Annotated in this window: 14 protein-coding genes, 1 tRNA gene and 3 pseudogenes; 8 read left to right on the forward strand and 10 right to left on the reverse strand. The window is 63.6% G+C overall.

Annotated features, from left to right (window positions below):
- Window positions 1–33 precede the first annotated feature (33 nt).
- Complete coding sequence (locus tag HK436_RS11800; protein ID WP_173190182.1) at window positions 34–1,275, forward strand: saccharopine dehydrogenase family protein; 1,242 nt, start codon at window positions 34–36, stop codon at window positions 1,273–1,275.
- Between the two features lie 49 nt (window positions 1,276–1,324).
- Here HK436_RS11800 and HK436_RS11805 read toward each other — a convergent pair whose 3' ends face one another.
- The 10 genes and pseudogenes from HK436_RS11805 to betI form a co-directional block, all read right to left on the reverse strand.
- Entirely contained in the window at window positions 1,325–4,021 is a 2,697-nt protein-coding gene (locus HK436_RS11805) for a DUF2339 domain-containing protein (RefSeq protein ID WP_173190184.1), read from the reverse strand.
- A gap of 133 nt (window positions 4,022–4,154) precedes the next feature.
- A complete protein-coding gene (locus tag HK436_RS11810) occupies window positions 4,155–4,352 on the reverse strand; it encodes a hypothetical protein (protein ID WP_173190185.1) in 198 nt (65 codons plus the stop codon).
- A gap of 197 nt (window positions 4,353–4,549) precedes the next feature.
- Window positions 4,550–5,719: a sensor domain-containing diguanylate cyclase gene (locus tag HK436_RS11815; RefSeq protein WP_376769161.1), complete on the reverse strand. Its 1,170-nt coding sequence runs from the start codon at window positions 5,717–5,719 to the stop codon at window positions 4,550–4,552.
- A gap of 180 nt (window positions 5,720–5,899) precedes the next feature.
- Window positions 5,900–5,976 (reverse strand) — tRNA-Pro (locus HK436_RS11820).
- An 84-nt stretch (window positions 5,977–6,060) separates the two neighbouring features.
- On the reverse strand, window positions 6,061–7,527 hold the full coding sequence (betB, locus tag HK436_RS11825; RefSeq protein WP_173190187.1) for a betaine-aldehyde dehydrogenase: 1,467 nt from the start codon (window positions 7,525–7,527) through the stop codon (window positions 6,061–6,063).
- Between the two features lie 10 nt (window positions 7,528–7,537).
- Window positions 7,538–9,189: pseudogene (gene betA / locus HK436_RS11830) on the reverse strand (choline dehydrogenase).
- The gene (locus HK436_RS11835; protein ID WP_173190189.1) at window positions 9,182–10,174 is read right to left on the reverse strand and encodes a pyridoxal-phosphate dependent enzyme; all 993 of its coding nucleotides are present in this window, start codon (window positions 10,172–10,174) and stop codon (window positions 9,182–9,184) included. Before HK436_RS11835 ends, betA begins: the two are co-directional and overlap by 8 nt.
- Window positions 10,171–10,809: a glutathione S-transferase family protein gene (locus HK436_RS11840; protein WP_173190191.1), complete on the reverse strand. Its 639-nt coding sequence runs from the start codon at window positions 10,807–10,809 to the stop codon at window positions 10,171–10,173. The genes HK436_RS11835 and HK436_RS11840 overlap by 4 nt, the downstream gene beginning before the upstream one ends.
- A gap of 1 nt (window position 10,810) precedes the next feature.
- Window positions 10,811–12,337 carry a choline-sulfatase gene (betC, locus tag HK436_RS11845; RefSeq protein WP_173190193.1) on the reverse strand — a complete coding sequence of 509 codons (1,527 nt, stop codon included), beginning with the start codon at window positions 12,335–12,337 and terminating at the stop codon, window positions 10,811–10,813.
- Window positions 12,334–12,927 carry a transcriptional regulator BetI gene (gene betI / locus HK436_RS11850; RefSeq protein WP_173190195.1) on the reverse strand — a complete coding sequence of 198 codons (594 nt, stop codon included), beginning with the start codon at window positions 12,925–12,927 and terminating at the stop codon, window positions 12,334–12,336. The genes betC and betI overlap by 4 nt, the downstream gene beginning before the upstream one ends.
- Window positions 12,928–13,099: 172 nt before the next feature.
- On the opposite strand from betI, the gene HK436_RS11855 reads away from it, so the two are divergent.
- The 7 genes and pseudogenes from HK436_RS11855 (at window position 13,100) to HK436_RS11885 (ending at window position 17,179) form a co-directional block, all read left to right on the forward strand.
- Window positions 13,100–14,266, forward strand: coding sequence for an acetyl-CoA acetyltransferase (locus HK436_RS11855; RefSeq protein ID WP_173190197.1), 1,167 nt, complete (start codon window positions 13,100–13,102; stop codon window positions 14,264–14,266).
- Window positions 14,263–15,012: an SDR family NAD(P)-dependent oxidoreductase gene (locus HK436_RS11860; RefSeq protein ID WP_173190199.1), complete on the forward strand. Its 750-nt coding sequence runs from the start codon at window positions 14,263–14,265 to the stop codon at window positions 15,010–15,012. Before HK436_RS11855 ends, HK436_RS11860 begins: the two co-directional genes overlap by 4 nt.
- A gap of 18 nt (window positions 15,013–15,030) precedes the next feature.
- A complete protein-coding gene (locus HK436_RS11865) occupies window positions 15,031–15,516 on the forward strand; it encodes a hypothetical protein (RefSeq protein WP_173190201.1) in 486 nt (161 codons plus the stop codon).
- A gap of 37 nt (window positions 15,517–15,553) precedes the next feature.
- Window positions 15,554–15,829 (forward strand): annotated as a pseudogene (locus tag HK436_RS33530) (hypothetical protein); the annotation flags it as partial.
- A 217-nt stretch (window positions 15,830–16,046) separates the two neighbouring features.
- The gene (locus HK436_RS11875) at window positions 16,047–16,352 is read left to right on the forward strand and encodes a helix-turn-helix domain-containing protein (protein WP_173190204.1); all 306 of its coding nucleotides are present in this window, start codon (window positions 16,047–16,049) and stop codon (window positions 16,350–16,352) included.
- Window positions 16,353–16,517: 165 nt separating this feature from the next.
- A pseudogene (locus HK436_RS11880) lies at window positions 16,518–16,829 on the forward strand (VOC family protein); the annotation flags it as partial.
- On the forward strand, window positions 16,826–17,179 hold the full coding sequence (locus tag HK436_RS11885; protein WP_173190206.1) for a VOC family protein: 354 nt from the start codon (window positions 16,826–16,828) through the stop codon (window positions 17,177–17,179). The pseudogene HK436_RS11880 and the gene HK436_RS11885, both read left to right, overlap by 4 nt.
- The last annotated feature ends 3 nt before the right edge of the window (window positions 17,180–17,182 follow it).

Genomic DNA, 17,182 nt, shown 5'->3' on the forward strand with positions numbered 1-17,182 from the left:
TTCAAGCAGTCTTGAAGGAGACAGACCCCCGAAATGAAGAAAAACGTTCTCATCATCGGCGCCGGCGGCGTGGCGCAGGTCGTGGCGCACAAATGCGCGCAGAACAACGACGTTCTCGGCGACATTCATGTCGCCTCGCGAACCGTCGAGAAATGCCACGCCATCGTGGATTCGATCAACGAAAAGAAGGCTCTGAAGACCGACGGCCGGGTCGAGGCTCATGCACTTGATGCAATGGATGTCGGCGCGACAAAGGCGCTGATCGAGAAGACGGGCGCTGAAATCGTCATCAATGTGGGCTCGGCCTTCGTCAACATGTCGGTACTGTCTGCCTGCATCGAGACGGGCGCGGCCTATATCGACACCGCCATTCACGAGGATCCGCTGAAGATCTGCGAGACGCCGCCGTGGTACGCCAACTACGAATGGAAGCGGCGCGAGGAATGCGAGAAGGCCGGCGTTACGGCCGTTCTGGGCGCGGGCTTCGACCCTGGCGTGGTGAACGCCTATGCCAAGCTAGCCTATGACGAATATTTCGACCGCGTCGACACGATCGACATCATCGACGTCAATGCCGGCAGCCATGGCCGCTGGTTCGCGACCAATTTCGACCCGGAGATCAATTTCCGCGAGTTCACGGGGCAGGTCTGGTCCTGGCAGAGCAACGAATGGGTTTCGAACAAGATGTTCGAGGTCCGCAAGGAATGGGACCTGCCGGTGGTCGGCACCAGCACGACCTACATGACCGGGCACGACGAGGTGCACTCCCTGTCGCAGAATCTCGGCGTGCCGACAGTGCGCTTCTGGATGGGCTTCGGCGACCACTACGTCAACGTCTTTACCGTGCTCAACAACCTGGGGCTCCTGTCCGAGCAGCCGGTCACCACCGCAGAAGGGCTGGACGTCGTGCCGCTGAAGGTGGTGAAGGCCGTGCTGCCCGATCCGTCATCGCTCGCGCCGAGCTACACCGGAAAGACCTGCATTGGCGACCTGGTCAAGGGCGTGAAGGACGGCAAAGAGCGCGAGGTCTTCATCTACAACGTGGCCGACCACAAGGAAGCCTACGAGGAGGTTGGCAGCCAGGGCATCTCCTACACTGCCGGCGTTCCTGCGGTCGCGGCCGCGATGCTGATTGCGACCGGAGAGTGGGACGTGAAGAAGATGGCCAATGTCGAAAACCTGCCGCCGCGTCCGTTCCTCGCGGTGCTCGACAGGATCGGCCTGCCGACGCGGATCCGTGAAGGCGAGGACGACAGGGCGCTCGACTTCGCCTAGTTTCCACTGAACGTGCCTGTAACCCGCCTCGGCCAGACGCCGGGGCGGGTTAGTTTTTGGCCGTTGCCAGCATGCGCTGGTAGAACATGCCGATGCCGATCAGCACGCCGCCCAGCCCCATGAAGGAGAGGGCGCGCAGCACGCCTTCGAGCTGGCGCATGTCGTAGAGGAAGACCTTGGCCACGGCCACGACGACCAGCACCGCCGAGGCGAGACGCAGGGCCCGCGAACCGAAGCGTAGTCCGGCGACCAGCAGGAGTACCCCGAGCACCAGCCAGACGGCGGAGTGTGTGTACGCCTCGACTTCGCCCATGCCCTTCCAGGCCCCGATGAACTCGCCCTGGAACAGCCGCCGTACGGAGAGCGTGACATAGGCAAAGCCAAGCGCTGCCGCACAGATGGACAGCATCGCGACGTACCAGTCCGGCCGGATGCCCCGAGCGCGCCATGCCAGCGCAGCCAGCGCGACCGCGGGCATCAGATAGCCAAGCAGCAGAAGGTTGACGACGGGAATGGTGCCCGTGGACTCGTTTGTGAGCAGCGGGTTGAGGCCAATGAAATGCGCGCTCGCGATGAACAGGACCGAAAGCATGCCGAGCCCGATGGAACCACATCGGAACACGGGGCTCGGCGAGCGCCTGTCCAGCGCCAGGAGTACCGCGCCGCCGCCGATGGCGATGAGCGTGTAGATGGATTGCTCCCCGAGTGTCGGCTCGCTCGCATCGATGACGCCGCCATACATCGCATGCCGCGCCAGCATGCCCGCACCCACCATCGCGAAAAGCGCCGAGAAAGCTTCCATCGCCAGCCGCGCCCTGCCGTCGGTGGTGCGCAGCAATTGCCATGCGGCATAGGCGAATGCCGCAGCAGGCAGCAGGTAGCCCGGCGTCAGCGCGTTGAAGAACGGCGTCGTGCCGAGGAATTCCGGACCGGCGATGGTCGGATCGACAATCACCCTGCCAAGCGTCACTGCCGCGAAGCCGGTTGATAGCCAGCCGAGCACAGGCCACCGCCGCAGTCGTGTCAACGCAGCCGGCAAAGCTGCGGCGATGCCGGACAGCACTGTTGTCAGTACCGGACCGAAACCGGTGACGAGCGCGAGGCACATGGCTGCCGCTGCGCCTGCTGCGAGGAAGGTAACCGCCCAGCCACCGGTCTGCGGTGGTTGCTCGGCTCGGGCGACCAGTTCTGCCGCTGCACCCAATGCTCCCGCAAGGACGAATGCCGCTGCGGCAAAACGCCAGTCGATGTTGAGATTGCCGTGGAGGAACCAGGTGATCGCGAGTGTGCTGACGGGTACCACCGCAGCCCAAAACGCCCAGCTCAACGCCTGAACAGGATTGGCTGCGACCGAACGCCTGGCCATCGCAATGCCACCGGCAAAAAACAGGATCGCGATGGCGGCGGAATAAGGCGCGAAGCCGCCGGCGCCGATATCCGCCCAGATTCCGTCCATGGCGAAGCGGCCGCCATAGAGGTCGAAAATGAAATCGCCATTCAGAATGCGCAGGCCCTGGAGGACGATTGCCGCCAGTCCGGCTGCGTGCAGCATCGCAATCGCGCGGGCGCGCCATGCGGCCACGCCGAGCATGGCGGTTATCAACGCCGCGGCCCAGACATTGCTGGAGGTCGTGCCGTCGAGATTGACCGTAGTGAGCGCCATGAGCGCGGCGAAGATCGCAGCGACCACGGACGCGGCATCGGTAGTGCGGGTGGTGTCGGCATCGGACCGTCTGGCAAGCCAGATGCCACCGAGAACGGCAAGTCCCAACAGATGCAGGAATACGAGTGGGCCCGCCTCAGGTACGGGAGCGCCGGCGAGATAGGCGACGCTCCACAGGCCAGCGCCCAGATATGCGCCCGATGCCAGCAACTGCCAGCGCCTTGTGGCTGCGACGGCAACGGCCGCGCTCAGCACGATCGCCAGGTAGATGAAAAGCGTCCACGCGCTCGGCGCGTCGGACGCGACCAGTAACGGCGTCAGGTAGGAGCCAAGAAGCCCGAGGCCGGCGAGCGCCTGTCCGTGAATGAGCGCTGCGGCGACGGTGGCCAGCGCTAATGCGCCAAGCAGCACGAACGCGGCAGTCGGCCCGATGAAACCGTAGATTCCATGAGCAGCGTAGGTGGCGCCAAACAGTGTGAAGGCACCGGCGGCCGTCAGAATGGCAGGGATATAGGCGGCATCCAGCCCTCCAACGGGCGATCGGAAGCCGCGCCGTCTTGCCAATTCGCCCGCGCCGGCCAGCAGTGCGCCGAACACAGAGGCGAAAGTGAGTCGTACGCCGGGGCCGAATATGCCGGCCTCGATCGAGTAGCGGACAAGGAAGACACCGCCCAGCGCCAGCGCTAGACCCCCGACCCAGACAGCCCAACGCGTGCCAAGCGTCGTTTCAAGATCCGGCTTTCGGGTCACTTCCGTGACGTCGGCCGGGGCGGTTGCCGCTGCTTCGTCGCTTGTGGCGCGTGCCGCAGCAGCCAGAGCCCAAGGGCTTGGCGACTGCTCCTCAATATCGGGCTCGCCTTCCTCGACCGGCGCGGGTTCGACAGGCTCGACGGTGCCCTCTTTGATGGAAACAAGCGTTGCTTCCGTTACCGCCGCGGGCGCTACGTTGGCGGCCATTGAACTGTCAGCCGCGACCCGTGCCTGCAACGCAACGAGCTGACGTTCTAGTTCACCGAGACGCGTGTGCTGTTTGCGCAGCACGGCGAACACCGCGATGGCGGCTATGATGACGATGAATTCCATCGCGGGGCTTCCCTCTCTCCCGGCGCGAGTCGCCGCAGAAGGATGGCTACCGCCTATTGCCCGTTCGTTCAATCTGGCCGTGCATTGGCGGTCTTTTGCCGCCCTGACCGGTGAGCAGCCGGTTTAAATCCGCCTAGCTGCCCGCAGCACCCGGTTGAGAAGCCTTCTCGTTCGCCTGTTGAACCGGCCGGTCGCGCGCGAGCAGGTCGCGCAACACGATCTCGGTCTCGATCAGCAGGTTTCTCACTTCATGCGCAGGCAATGCATCCAGATGTTCCAGAGCCGATTGCACATTCAGCAAAAGATCAACGCCACGCTGGTGAAGTTTCAAGTTGGCCCCCTGTAACCCGCATAAAGCGCGATTTTAGCCGCTGAAATGTTACCGCGCAAACGAGAGTTTGCATCCTTGTGCAACAAATAGCCGCTCGAAAAAGTCTGGGAGCATGCGGATTGGAGATGTGCCTCAGGGCAGGAAGGCGACTTCCAGATGGCGGTCCGCTCTCGCGACAACCCGGCATCTCTTTTCAATCAGTTCCGGTCCGATACGCAGCGCGAAACCGTCAGGAACGCCGTTCGTGCTCGATACATCGATGCCGGCACCGTCTTCCCCAACGACCGCACCGTACAGTCGACGGTCGAGGAGCGGTTCTGAAAGATAATGAGGCCGGATTTCAGGACGCGACGCCGATCCGATATCTGCGGAGCTGCCGTGCAGCGGTTGCGCCCCTCATGCTTCGAAACATACATCGCAGTATCTGCCGCAGCCAGCAGCGCGGCAAAATCGGAGACCCCGCGATCAAGCGTCGCAACGCCGAAGCTTCCGGTAATATTCAGTTTTTGAGGGCCGACGTCGATGGGGCTGGAGGAAAGTGCGCTGCGCAACTTTTCGGCCGCGTCCAGCGCGCCCTGGAGGGGCGTCTGGGGCATCAGAATGGCGAATTCCTCGCCGCCCACTCGCCCGAACAGGTCCGATTCGCGCAACGCCGAGCGAACGGTGTTGGCGGCGCCTGACAGCACCAGATCGCCCGCCTTGTGGCCGTGGTTGTCATTGACGGCTTTGAAATGGTCGAGATCGAAGGTCACACAGGACAGGCTATGGCTGTGCCGGCGCGCCGCGGCGAATGTGCGATTGCTTTCTTCCATGAACACGCGGCGAGCCACGCAGCCGGTCAGGTCGTCGGTCGCGACATGCCTGCTGAGTTCCATCATGTTCATCGCGATTGCCGCGATATCGGACAGGATTTGCGTTTCGCGCGCTGTCCATTTGCGCGGCCGATAATCGATGGCACATACAGTGCCAACGACCTCGCCTTCGCGGGCCCGAAGCGGAACGCCGGCATAAAAGCGTATGCCTGACGTTCCCGTCACGAAGGGATTGTCGAGAAATCGGGGATCGAGTGCTGCATCCTCCACGACCATATGTTCGCCGGAGACGATGACGTGCTTGCAGAATGTGTCAGGCCTCGCCGCCTCCTCATTCGCAAGACCGGTATGGGCCTTGTACCACTGACGGTGCGCATCCATCAGGGAAATGATGGCAACCGGCACGTCGAATACGCTTTCGATGAGCGAGGCGAGTTGCTGGAAGGCGGGGTCGCGGGGCGTATCCAGGATGTCGAGCCGATCCAGGGCTTCGAGGCGCAGGGCCTCGTCGACACTCAGCAGCGGACTTGGAACGGCGAGCACATTCTGAGTCATAATCTCTCCTGCCACGCCCACACCGACATGCCCCAAATCAATTAGCGGCGGGTTAATTGCGACGGGTATGCCGCCGACGGCTCCCACGCGGGTTCAGTCGCAGGTCTGCACGCCTATCCAGAGCGCGACGAAACGCATGTTCTGAGAAGTATCGGGAAATGGCCAGATCGTTGGCCGGCATGGTCGGAGTGGCAGGATTTGAACCTGCGACCCCCTCGTCCCGAACGAGGTGCGCTACCAGGCTGCGCTACACTCCGTGACCAGCAGGCCGGGCTTATAGCGTTCGGCCGCATCGCCCGCAAGCCCGAACCGGCGGACAATCGCTATTTATACGCCGGGCGTCAGTAAGGGCTGTCGACGTCCCCCGTCTCCACGTACACCGACTTGAGTTGCGAGTAGTGGGAAAGCGCGGCCAGCGAATTCTCTCGGCCGATGCCGGACTGCCTGGCGCCGCCGAAAGGCAGTTCGACCGGCGTTAGATTGTAGGTATTGATCCAGCAGGTTCCCGCTTGGAGCTCGCCGATCACCCGGTGCGCGCGCGGCAGATCACGTGTGAACACGCCGGCCGCCAACCCGAATTCGGTATTGTTGGCGCGTTCGATCGCCTCGACCTCGTCGGAGAAGGAGAGCACGCTCATGACCGGCCCGAAAATTTCCTCGCGCGCGATGCGCATGTCGTCGGTCACGGCGGTGAAGATGGTCGGTTCCACGAACAGGCCGTTCTCGAAACCCTGAAGCTGGGGCACGGTGCCGCCATAATGGAGCTTGGCGCCTTCGGACTTGCCGATCTCGATGTAGTCCGTGACTTTCTCGTGCTGCGCCTTGTTGATCAGCGGTCCCATCTGAGTGTCAGGGTCGAGCGGGTCGCCGATGACGATCTTGCTCGTGCGGGCGGTCAGGCGTTCGAGGAAACGCTCATAGATGCCGTCCTGCACGAAGACGCGGGTGCCGTTCGAACATACCTGCCCGGTGGAATAGAAATTGCCAAGCATCGCGCCGCTGACGGCGTTTTCCACGTCGGCGTCGTCGAAAATGATGATCGGCGACTTGCCGCCCAGTTCCATCGTCGCGTGCTTCATGTGCGAGCCGGCCAGCGACAGAACCTTCTTGCCGGTCGGCACCGAGCCCGTCAGCGAGACCTTGGCGACTGCCGGGTGCGCGACCAGTGCGGCGCCAACGTCGCCGAAGCCCTGAACGACGTTGAAAAGCCCCGCAGGCAAACCGGCTTCCGTGTAAATCTCGGCAAGCCGGAGCGCGGATAGCGGCGTGACCTCGGACGGCTTGAAGATCATGGCGTTGCCCATGGCCAGCGCCGGCGCCGATTTCCAGCCAGCGATCTGGATCGGATAATTCCACGCACCGATACCGACGCACACACCCAGCGGCTCGCGCCGCGTGTAGGCGAAGGGGCCGCCGCCAAGGTCGACATATTCGCCATGATAGCCCGCAACCGCGCCGCCGAAGAATTCGAGGGCCTCGGCTGCCGATGCAGGATCGGCGACCGTGGTTTCCTGCAATGGCTTGCCGGTATCCAGCGTTTCAAGCCGCGCGATCTCGTCGTTATGCCGGTAAAGCAGCTCGGCTGCGCGACGCAGGATGCGGCCGCGCTCGGCGGGGCGCATACGGGCCCATTGCTCCTGGGCGGCGCGTGCGGCTTCGACTGCTAGTTCGACAATATTGCCGGTCGCCGCGTGCAGCCGCGCGATCACCTCGCCGGTGGCGGGATAGATCACCTCGAGCGGCTGGCCCTGTTCGTCGTCGACGAAACGGCCGTTGATGTAGTGCGATGCCTTGGGCTGGGCGCGCATACCGGAACTCCTATCGGTCGGAAATCTGCCAGCGTGGATTGATCCACGGCTCCTGATTGGATGGGCTGAGCGGCTGGCGGCCGAGGATGTGGTCGGACGCCTTTTCGCCCACCATAATGGAAGGTGCGTTGAGATTGCCATTGGTGATGCGCGGGAAGATCGAGGAATCAGCCACACGCAGCGCCTCCACACCGATAACCCGGCATTCTGGGTCGACAACGCTCCGGGGTCGTCGGCGGCTCCCATCCGGCAGGTGCCGCATGGATGGTAGGCGCTCTCCGCATGCTCCCGGATGAAATCGTCGAGCTGGTCGTCACTCTGAACGTGCTCGCCGGGCGAGATTTCGCGGCCACGGTAAAGGTCGAACGCCGCCTGTCCGAAAATCTCCCGGGTGAGCCGGATGCAGTGGCGGAAGTCCGACCAGTCGTCAGGGTGGGACATATAATTGAAGCGGATGAGCGGCTTTTCGCTGGGATCGCCCGAGCGAAGCGTGACGGCCCCGCGCGACCTGGAGCGCATCGGCCCGACATGGGCCTGGAAGCCGTGCGCCTTCGCCGCCGCCTTGCCGTCATAGCGGATGGCGACGGGGATGAAGTGATACTGGATGTCGGGATAGTCGACGCCTGCTGCCGAACGCAGGAAGGCGGCCGCCTCGAAATGGTTGCTCGCGCCAAGGCCAGACTTGAAGAACAGCCACTCGGCGCCGATGAGCGCCTTGGACCACAGGTTCAGCTTCGAATAGAGCGTGATCGGCTGGAGCGATTCCTGCTGGATGTAGAGCTCCATGTGGTCCTGCAGGTTCTGGCCGACTCCTGGCCTGTCGGCGACGACAGCGATGCCGTTTTCCCGCAGATGGTCGGCGGGCCCGATGCCGGAAAGCATCAGCAGTTTTGGCGAGTTGATCGAGGAGGCGGCAAGCACCACCTCACGTCGCGCCTTAACGACCTGAATCTTTCCGCGAGCTTCGATTTCCACACCGACGGCGCGTTGATTCTCGATGACCACACGCCGCGCGAAGCCGTTGACGAGATTCACGTTTCTGCGTTTCAGCGCGGGGCGGAGATAGGCGTTGGCGACGGACCAGCGGCGACCTTTGTGGATCGTCTGCTCCATCGGGCCGAAGCCTTCCTGCTTGGCGCCGTTGTAGTCCCGCGTGAGCTCGAAACCGGCCTGTCTGCCTGCTTCGACGAAGGCCGAATAGAGCGGGTTCTTCCGCGGCCCGCGTTGCACGTGGAGAGGGCCGTCATGGCCACGCCAGCCATCTTCGCCGCCATGCGAATTTTCCATCCGCTTGTAGTACGGCAGCACGTCGGCATAGCCCCAGCCGGCCGCGCCCTCATCCGCCCAGTGGTCGAAATCGCGGGCATGTCCGCGCACGTAGACCATGCCGTTGATGGACGACGAGCCGCCGATCACCTTGCCACGCGGCGTCGCCAGCACCCGCCCGCCGAGATGAGGCTCGGGCTCGCTCTGGAAGCCCCAGTCGTAGCGCCGCATGTTCATCGGGAAGGACAGGGCAGCCGGCATCTGGATGAATGGGCCGATGTCGGTGCCGCCATACTCGATCACGATCACCGAGTGCTTGCCGTCCTCCGACAGCCTGTAGGCCATGGCGGCACCGGCCGAGCCCGAGCCGACGATGACGAAATCCGCTTCAAGCATCGCCGACATGCCGCATGAAATCGGCCAGCGCGACATTGCCGCCAGACGAGACCACGAGGATCGTCTTGCCGGCGACGTCCGCTTTGCCCGCAAGCAGGGCGGCGAGCGAGGCGGCGCCCGACGGTTCGAGCACCAGCTTCAGCCGCTCGAAGGCGAATTTCATCGCGCTTCGCACTTCCGCATCGCTGATCGTGACGGGACGGGCGCCAGCCTTTTCCATTGCCGCGAAGGGTGCGACGCCCGGGCGACGTGCCATCAGCCCGTCGCAGATTGACGGCGGGGTCGTCAGCGGAACCGTTTCGATCCCGCCTTTCGAAAGCGAGGTGCCCATGCCGTTGAAGCGTTCGGGTTCGATGGCGATGATCTCGGTTGCCGGCGAAAGGTAGTGAAAGGCGAGCGCCACGCCGCCGATCAGTCCACCGCCGCCAACGGGACAGAAGACCATGTCGGCCGCCGCATTGAGTGCGGCGAGCTGGTCGATCGCTTCGATGCCGACGCCGCCCTGGCCGGCCACGACCTCGGGATCGTCGAACGGATGGAGAAGGGTCAGCCCTTCATCCACGGCTATCTTCTGCGCGCGCTCCAGAGCGACTTCCTCCCGCGCCCGGCTGCCATGCTCCGTTTGAACCACGCGTGCTCCGTAGCCGCGCGTGGCGTCGCTCTTGGCCTTCGGCGCATCGATGGGCATGACGATGGTGACGGGCACGCCGAGCGCCTGGCCTGCCGCAGCCAGACCCTGCGCGAAATTGCCGGAGGAGTAGGCGACGACCCCGCGTTTGGCCTCTTCGGTTGAAAGCTGCTTCAGGCGCCAGTACGCACCGCGCACCTTGAAGGAGCTCGCCCATTGCAGCGACTCCGGTTTGACGAAGACGCGCGCCGCACCGGTGAGCGCGGCAAGTGCGGCCGATTCAAGCAGCGGCGTAAGCTGCGTTGCCTGCGAGGTTGCTGCATAAGCGCGGCGAAGATGCTCCAGATCCGGGATCATTTGGCCCTCAACGCGTCGTAGGAAACCATCACGTGCTCGGCATACGCCGGACGGGCGACAAGCCTGTCGTAGTAGGCGCGCAGGTTGGGGGTATCGGCGCGGTCGAAGTCGAGCGTGAAATAGCGATAAAGCAGCGTGCCTACGATCATGTCGGCAAAGCAGGGTTCGTCGCCGCCGAGATACGGACCGTCCGCGAGCCGCGCGTCGAGCATCCGAGCCAGCGGCTTAAGCTTTTCCACGGCGGTCGTGAACGCGGCGGCATCACGGTTTTCCGGCTTCTGGAGAAGCGACCAGAAGACGCCCGTGAGAAAGACAGGGCCGAAGCTTGTCTTGATCCACTCCGCCCATTTGTCGACCCGCGCGCGCTCGAACGGATCGGTAGGCCAGAACGCCCCGGAGCCGTACTTGGCTCCGAGGTAGCGCACGATCGTAGCACTCTCCCACAAGGGTTCGGCATCGCCGTCGATGAGCACCGGCACGAGGCCGTTGGGGTTCATCGCCCGGAACTCTGGCGTGTCGACCTTTCCGAAGCTGTGCCCGGCGTCGATACGATGGCATTCAAGACCGATCTCTGCCAAGGCCCACATCACGATCTGGACGTTCGAAGATGTTGCGCGGCCCCATACGGTGATCATCTCATTCTCCCCTTGGAAAGCGTTGGCGGTCTTCCAGTACGTTCAGGTCCATGTGATTGCGCATGTAGCGCTCGGACGCCTTCTGCAGCGGCTGGAAGTCCCACGGATAATATGCGCCGTTGCGCAGCGCCGGGTAGACAACCCAGCGCCGAGCCTGGCTCTCACGCACCTCGGCGTCGAAGCGGGCCAGATCCCAGCGGGCACGCACCGTCTCCATGAACCGCTGGACGGTGGCCTGATTGACGGGATCGGCCGCGAGATTGGTCAACTCCCGCGGATCGGCTTCCAGATCGAAGAGTTGCGGCGGATCGAGCTCGCAATGGACGAACTTCCAGCGTCCCTCTCGGATCGCGACCAGCGGGGCGTAGGATCCTTCGGCGGCATATTCCATCAGCACCGGTTCAGCGCGCGGCTCGCCACGTGTCAGTGGCAGCAGCGACTGCCCGTCGGCCCACGGCGCCACCGCACTCAAATCCACGCCTGCGAGGTCGCAAAGCGTGGGCAGGATGTCGAGGTTCGATACCGGGCTGTCATGGCGGCCGGCCGGGATTCCGGCGCCGGCAATCATCAACGGCACCCGCGCGGAGCCTTCGAAGAAGCTCATCTTGAACCAGAGGCCGCGCTCGCCGAGCATGTCGCCGTGATCGGAGCAGAACAAGATGACGGTGTCGTCCAGCATGCGCGTGCGCTCGAGCGTGTCGAGCAATTCGCCAACCTTGTCATCGAGATATGAGATGTTGGCGAAATAGCCGCGCCGCGAGCGTCGGACGTCTTCCGGCTGGATGTCGAATGAATCGTAGTCGCTGGCCTTGTAGAGGCGCTGCGAATGCGGGTCCTGCCGCTCGTATGGGATGAAACCGACTTCCGGGTCCAGCCGCTCGCAATTCTCGTAGAGGTCCCAGTATTTGCGTCGCGCGACATAGGGGTCGTGCGGGTGAGTGAAGGAGACGGTCAGGCACCACGGACGGCGCGCTTCATCCTGCGATGCGCGGGAAAGCTGGTAGAGCTTCTGGACGGCGTGGTGCGCGACCTCGTCGTCATATTCGAGCTGGTTGGTCGTCTCGGCCACGCCGGCCCCGGTGACGGACCCAAGGTTGTGATACCACCAGTCGATGCGCTCGCCCGGCTTGCGGTAGTCGGGCGTCCAGCCGAAATCGGCGGGATAGACATCGGTGGTCAGCCTTTCCTCGAAGCCGTGAAGCTGGTCCGGTCCGACGAAGTGCATCTTGCCGGAAAGGCAGGTCTGGTAGCCGGCCAAGCGCAGATGATGCGCGAAGGTGGGGATCGACGAAGCAAACTCGGCAGCGTTGTCGTAGACGCCGGTGCGTGACGGCAGCATGCCGCTCATGAAGGCAGCGCGGCCGGGTGCGCAGAGCGGCGAGGCGGTATAGTTGTTGGCGAACCGGGCCGAGCGCTGCGCCAGCGCCTTCAGGTGCGGCGCGTGCAGGAAGTCGGCCGGCCCGTCGGGAAACAGCGTCCCGTTGAGCTGGTCGACCATGATGACGAGAATGTTCGGCCTGCCGGTCATGTGCGAGCGGTCTCCCTTGTCAGCCGGGTTTCAAGATAGTCATCGACGAGCGCGACGGCGCTTGCCGCATCCGCAGCGCCATCCACGAGCGCGCGGCGGATGTAGAGCCCGTCGATCAATGCCGCGATACCTTCCGCGGTACGCTCGGCTTCGCGCTCCGGCAGCAGTTCGCGCAGTCCGCTCATGAGATTGGAATGAAGCCGACGCGTATAGACGCGCAGCAGGCGGCGCATGGGGGCGGAGCGCTGCGCTTCGACGTAGAAGGCGAGCCAGGCCGCGATCGTTTCGCGGCGGAACTGGCTGTGCGCGAAGTTGACCGCGATCACCGCGCTGACGCGGCCGAGCGGGTCCGAGACGCCGGCAAGCGCGGCCACCGAATCCCTGCCGAGCTCGCGCAGTATGTGCCGCATGGTTGCTTCGAGCAGGTCGTTCTTGCCGCCGAAATAATGATGCGCGAGTGCCGCCGAAACGCCGGCGCGCGTGGCGATTTCGGACATCGTGACGTCGAGCGAGCCGCGTTCGCCTATGGCGAGCACGGCGGCATCGATCAGCGCCTTGCGGCGCAGGGGTTCCATTCCAATCTTGGGCATAGCGACTCCTGAAGGGAGCCTATTATTGATTGACCAATCAATCAAGAAAAACGGCGTGTTCGCGCTTGCGAAAAAGGCTTTACGGCGGCGCACAAACAGTTCATCGTTGAACAATATATAAGTATGCGCCGAACCGGATCGGCCATGTTATGTTGAAGTCAGGGAGAGAAGAATGACAGCTTGTATCGTGGGCTGGGCCCATTCGCAGTTCGGCAAGCTTTCCGACGAAACCGTGGAAAGCCTGATCGTCAAGGTGACCAACGACGCCCTCGAGCACGCCGGCATCGGGCCTGAGGATGTCGACGAGATCGTTCTCGGCCATTTCAACGCAGGTTTTTCCGCGCAGGACTTTACCGCGAGCCTCGTTCTGCAGGCCGATGACAGGCTGCGCTTCAAGCCGGCGACGCGCGTCGAAAACGCCTGCGCGACCGGTTCCGCAGCCGTGCGCCAGGGCATCCGCGCTCTGGAGGCGAGGGCTGCGCGCGTGGTTCTGGTGGTGGGCGTCGAGCAGATGACGACGACGCCGGGACCCGAGATCGGAAAGAACCTTCTGAAAGCCTCCTACGTGGTTGAGGAAGGCGACATCCCGGCGGGCTTCGCCGGCCAGTTCGGCAAGATCGCCGCCGCCTATTTCCAGCGTCACGGCGACCAGTCGGACGCGCTCGCCCGCATCGCGGCGAAGAACCACAAGAACGGCGTCGAAAACCCCTATGCGCATATGCGCAAGGATTTCGGCTACGAGTTCTGCCGCACCGAAAGCGATAAGAACCCCTTCGTCGCCGGCCCGCTGAAGCGCACCGACTGTTCGCTGGTCTCAGATGGTGCGGCGGCGATCGTGTTGACAGACGCGACCACCGCGTTGTCGATGAAGCGCGCCGTCGCTTTCCGCGCCAACGAGCACGTGCAGGATTTCCTGCCGATGTCGAAGCGCGACATCCTTCTGTTCGAAGGCTGCGAGGCAGCCTGGGAGCGCGCGCTGAAGAAGGCTGGTGTGTCGCTTGACGACCTGTCTTTCGTCGAGACGCATGACTGTTTCACCATCGCCGAACTGATCGAGTACGAGGCGATGGGGCTGGCTCCGCGGGGGCAGGGCGGCAAGGTGGCGCTTGAGGGCCAGACGGAGAAGGGCGGCCGGCTGCCTGTCAATCCGTCCGGTGGGCTCAAGGCCAAGGGTCATCCGATCGGGGCCACGGGCGTGTCGATGCATGCGCTGACCGCGATGCAGCTTACCGGCGAAGCCGGCGGCATCCAGGTCGAGGGCGCAAAGCTCGGCGGCATCTTCAACATGGGCGGCGCCGCCGTCGCCAACTACGTGTCCATCCTCGAACGGATCAAATGAAGCCATCCGCCATCGTCACTGGGGGCGCATCTGGCATTGGCCTTGCCACTGTCGAATGGCTCCTCGACGATGGTTGGCCGGTAGCCGTGCTCGATTCCGATCCGGTGGCGCTCGTTGCCGCTGAGGACATGTTTGCGGGTGAGAGCGCGGTCTTCATCGGCGTCGACGTCACCGACGAGGAGATGGTCGCGGAAGCTTTTGACCAGGCCGTCGACGCGCTCGGCCCGCTGGGCGGGCTCGTCAACTCCGCCGGCATAGCCATGGACGTGTCGGTGATGGAAACCACGGCCGAAAAGTTCCGCGAAGTGCTCGACGTCAATCTCGTCGGCACGCTCATCGCCTCGAAGGCGGCGGTGGAGCGGAAGGCCGAGACGCTGTCGATCGTCAACATCGCATCCGTCTCCGGTTTGCGTGCAAATCAGGGCCGCTGCGCGTACGGCGCGTCGAAGGCCGGCGTGAGGCTGATGTCGGAGGTGATGGCTGTGGAGCTTGCCACCCGCGAGGTTCGGGTCAATTGCGTGGCGCCGGGCCCGATCGACACGCCGATGGTCGCGCGGCTGCATGGCGAGCACGCCCGCAGACAGTGGCTCGATCGCCTACCTCAAAGGCGTTACGGAGAGCCGGACGAGGTTGCGGCCGCGATCGCGTTCCTGCTGTCGCCGGAGGCCAGCTACATCACCGGCCAGACGATCGCGGTCGATGGCGGCTTCATGGCAGCCGGGATCATCCGCCGGGACAATTCGTAACACGGGAGACTATTCGACATGAGGAAATGGGCTGCGGTCCTGGCGATGACGCTTGCCACCACTTTTGTGGCTTCGGCGCAGGATGCCGATGTCGACGCCTACGTGCAGGCGTTCTGCAGCCTGCGCGAAGCCGATGGCGGCGCGGCGCGGATCTATCTGCTGAGCCCCGGTCTGACCGAAGTGGTGACGGCCGCGCTGGAGAAGAACGCGGCGATACAAGCCGAAACGCCTGACGAGAAGCCGCCGCTGGGCGATGGCGTTCCCTATCAGGGTTTCCAGGACTACGCGCCGGTCTGCGAACCCGGCAAATCCGTCGCGGAAGGCGACAAGGTTGTAGCCGAGGTGAAATACGCATTTCCGGACCAACAGGACGCCGACGCGATGGACCGGCTGGTGCTCGTGAAGGGCGAGGGTGAGGTCTACGTGATCGACGATATCCGCTATGGTGCGGAGGGCGACGAGAACACGCTGCGCAGCGCGCTTGCCGGTGCCTTCGCCGACTAGCATCCGCAAGGCGGTGGCAATCGACCGGAGAAGAGGAATGCTGACGTCACGCGAGCCGGAGAAGGAAGCGGCGAAACTCGTCATCGACCGGCTCTGGTGCGTAAATGATCCGACCTCGGACGGCTTCGAGACGCTGCTGCCATCGGGCCGGGCGCAGATCATCTTCAGCTTTCAAGTTCCGCTCGATGAGCATGACCCGACAGCGCCGCAACCCCGCGCCGGCTCGCTGCATGTGCTGCAGGGGCCATCGACGCAGCCGCGCCGCATAGCGCGCGCGTCGCAGGTGTCGTCCTGCGGCGTGAGCCTCCGGCCGGGCGGTGCAGGCGCGCTCTTTGGCCCGGTGATCGACCAGACGACCGATAAGGTCATCGACCTCTCCCGCTTTTGGGGTGATGAAGCCGGGCAGATCCAGAAGCGGTTGAAAGCACTCGAATCGCATGATGCACGCCTCGATCTCCTCGAAGCGGAAGTCGAAAAGCCGCCTGCGCGACTTGGCAGCCGCCGCGCTGCTGGCCCGCGGCATCGAGCGCATGAGGAAGGGTGTCGCTATCAAGGACGTTTGCGCGGGCGAAGGGCTTTCACCGTACGTCTTCAGGAAACTCTTCGTCGCCAATGTCGGCATGACGCCGAAGCGCTATCTCAGGATCGCGAGGTTCCGCGACGCGCTCGGGCGTCTCACGCCGGCTTCCTCACTGTCCGACCTGGCATTCGATGCGGATTTCGCAGACCAGTCGCACATGACGCGCGAGATCGAACAGTTCGCGGCCATGACGCCCGGTCGCCTGCGCGCGAGCAATCGACCCTATGCCGGCCACGTTCGCGATCCTTCCGCGTAGCTTTTCGTTCAAGACGCATCACTGCTCATGACGCTAATGCCGGGCCCCTCAGTAGCTGCAGGAGATCGCCATGCCAGATGTTGCCAGCCCACGGGCGGCCTTTCCCCGCCTGATCGTTCGTGACGCCGATGCCGCGATCGGCTTCTTTGAAAAAAGGCACTTGGGGCCCGGCTCATCGAACGCTTTGCCGAGCCAGGCGGACGTGTGGCCTTTGCCAGATTGGCCTCGGGAGATTTTACCTTTTCACTGAGCGAAGAGGTGCCCGAATGGGGATGGACCTCGCCGATCACGCTGGGCGGTTCTCCGGTCCTTATGCAACTTGACCTGGACGACTGCGACGCTGTCGCTGCTCGGATGGAGGCCGAGGGCGCGGAGATCGTCATCCCGATCAAGGATCGTCCTTATGGCAAACGGGAAGGTCGGCTGCGCGACCCTTTCGGCCATCTTTGGATTCTCAGCCGGGAGCTGACGGCATGATGGTTCTACGCATCGTTCCGAACATCGCGGCCGAGAAGGTTGCCGAGGTTCGCGACTTCTACACCGAGCTCTTCGGGCTCGAAATAGTTATGGATTTCGGCTGGATCGCGACGCTTGCCACCGATGCCGCCACGAACCCGCAGGTCAGTATCATGTCGGTAGGTGGTTCCGGCGCGCCGGTTCCCGACCTTTCGATCGAGGTCGACGACGTAGACGAAGCCTATCGCCGCGCTATCGCGATGGGATGCACGATCATTCATGACCTGACCGATGAGCCGTGGGGTGTGCGGCGTTTCTTTACCGAGGATCCGACCGGCAAGCTGCTCAACGTGCTCTCGCACCGGAAATGAGGC

The sequence above is a fragment of the Neoaquamicrobium sediminum genome (assembly GCF_013240295.1).
GTDB lineage: Bacteria > Pseudomonadota > Alphaproteobacteria > Rhizobiales > Rhizobiaceae > Aerobium > Aerobium sediminum.

Bases quoted from the DNA above. Each gene is read 5' to 3' on its own strand.
- HK436_RS11855 (WP_173190197.1), top strand. From the start codon at position 13,100: ATGACAGCTTGTATCGTGGGCTGGGCCCATTCGCAGTTCGGCAAGCTT.
- HK436_RS11835 (WP_173190189.1), bottom strand. From the start codon at position 10,174: ATGATCCCGGATCTGGAGCATCTTCGCCGCGCTTATGCAGCAACCTCG.
- HK436_RS11805 (WP_173190184.1), bottom strand. From the start codon at position 4,021: ATGGAATTCATCGTCATCATAGCCGCCATCGCGGTGTTCGCCGTGCTG.
- betC (WP_173190193.1), bottom strand. From the start codon at position 12,337: ATGACCGGCAGGCCGAACATTCTCGTCATCATGGTCGACCAGCTCAAC.
- HK436_RS11860 (WP_173190199.1), top strand. From the start codon at position 14,263: ATGAAGCCATCCGCCATCGTCACTGGGGGCGCATCTGGCATTGGCCTT.
- HK436_RS11875 (WP_173190204.1), top strand. From the start codon at position 16,047: ATGAGGAAGGGTGTCGCTATCAAGGACGTTTGCGCGGGCGAAGGGCTT.
- HK436_RS11815 (WP_376769161.1), bottom strand. From the start codon at position 5,719: ATGACTCAGAATGTGCTCGCCGTTCCAAGTCCGCTGCTGAGTGTCGAC.
- HK436_RS11840 (WP_173190191.1), bottom strand. From the start codon at position 10,809: ATGATCACCGTATGGGGCCGCGCAACATCTTCGAACGTCCAGATCGTG.
- betB (WP_173190187.1), bottom strand. From the start codon at position 7,527: ATGCGCGCCCAGCCCAAGGCATCGCACTACATCAACGGCCGTTTCGTC.
- HK436_RS11800 (WP_173190182.1), top strand. From the start codon at position 34: ATGAAGAAAAACGTTCTCATCATCGGCGCCGGCGGCGTGGCGCAGGTC.
- HK436_RS11885 (WP_173190206.1), top strand. From the start codon at position 16,826: ATGATGGTTCTACGCATCGTTCCGAACATCGCGGCCGAGAAGGTTGCC.
- betI (WP_173190195.1), bottom strand. From the start codon at position 12,927: ATGCCCAAGATTGGAATGGAACCCCTGCGCCGCAAGGCGCTGATCGAT.
- HK436_RS11865 (WP_173190201.1), top strand. From the start codon at position 15,031: ATGAGGAAATGGGCTGCGGTCCTGGCGATGACGCTTGCCACCACTTTT.